Raw genomic sequence first — 1,323 nt, 5'->3', positions numbered from 1 at the left:
GACGCTGATCCCGACACGGCCGCCGACAGCGCCGAGGACGCTGCCGAACCCGCAGCTGGACTCCCGACCGGACTCCCCGCTGGTCCGGCGGCGGGTCCTGCGGCGGGGTCCTCCGCCGTCGCTCTCGGGTTGCTCGGCGAAGCCCACGCCGCAGGGCGCCTGCCCACCGATGTGGCCTCCCTGGCTCAGCGCACCATCGCCAGCCTTCCCGCCCGCGTCCGCCGTGAGCACGGCGCCACCGCTGATGCCACCCTCGCGAAGTCCCTGCCCGGTTTGACTCATGCTCAGGCCGCGATCGTGTGCACCACGTTGGCGCACACGTTGGACCCTGACCGCGCCGACCGCGGCTTCGACCCCGAAGACCTGGACCGGCAGTACTTGAACGTCACCGTCCACGCCGACGGCACCGTGGAGTTCCGCGGCCGGTTGGACCCCGTGGCCGGGGCGGAGTTCAAAGCCGCCATCGACGCCGCCTCCAAACCGCTACCGACCGTCCACGCGCCGGTCGCGCCGGACCAGAGCCCCGACCAGAGCCCTGACCAGATGCCGGGCCAGGAACCTCTCGACGGGCTGGAGGGGGACGTTGTTGACGGCAATCCCAACGGCAGCGCGGGTGCCTCTGCCGCTGCGCCCTCCGCCGATGACTGCTCTGGCGCCGACACTGCCAGTGGCGGGGCCACGAGCAACTCCACGGCCGACTCGGCGGACAGCGCTGGTGCTGGTGCCGGTGCTGCGGGCGCGGGGAGTGTGCCGGTGCGTGACCTGCGCCCGGCGCCGCTGCGCCGCGCGCACGCCTTCGCCGAACTGGTCCGCCTGGCCCGCGGCAGCGACGGCACCATCGGCGGGGAAGGTGCCCGCGTCATCGTCACCACCACCAGCGACGCCCTCGCGGGAACCCCAGGCGCGGAACCGGGCCACTGCGAGACCACCAACCGGTCGTTGTCGACGGCAGCGCTGCGGATGGTGGCGTGCACCGGGTCCCTGCAGGCGGTGGTGCTCTCCTGTGAAGGCGCCGACGCCAAGGTGCTGACGTTGGGGCGGGCGGTGCGACTGTTCACCGCCGGTCAGCGCCGGGCGATGCTGGCCCGCGACGGCGGGTGCGCTATCCCAGGCTGCACCGCCCCACCGGGGATGTTGGAAGCCCACCACGTACTGGAGTGGGCCGCCGGAGGCCTGACCGACGTCGACAGTGGGGTGCTGCTGTGCATCCGCCACCACATCCTGGTCACCTTGGGGGTGTGGGGGGTGCGGATGGTCGACGGGGTGCCGCACATCCGGCCGCCGCGGGCGGTGGACCCGCTGCAACGGTGGGTGATCAACCCG

General features: G+C 73.1%; 1 protein-coding gene. It reads left to right on the top strand.

The annotated features are described in order from the left end of the window. Nucleotides 1–1,323: HNH endonuclease signature motif containing protein (locus tag BXY45_RS22780; protein ID WP_146211354.1), on the top strand; the 1,323-nt coding region annotated here is incomplete at both ends.

Source organism: Quadrisphaera granulorum (assembly GCF_003149145.1).
GTDB classification, from domain to species: domain Bacteria; phylum Actinomycetota; class Actinomycetes; order Actinomycetales; family Quadrisphaeraceae; genus Quadrisphaera; species Quadrisphaera granulorum.
The sequence above is the reverse complement of the archived record's forward strand: the minus strand, read 5'-3'. Positions and strand labels throughout refer to the sequence as shown.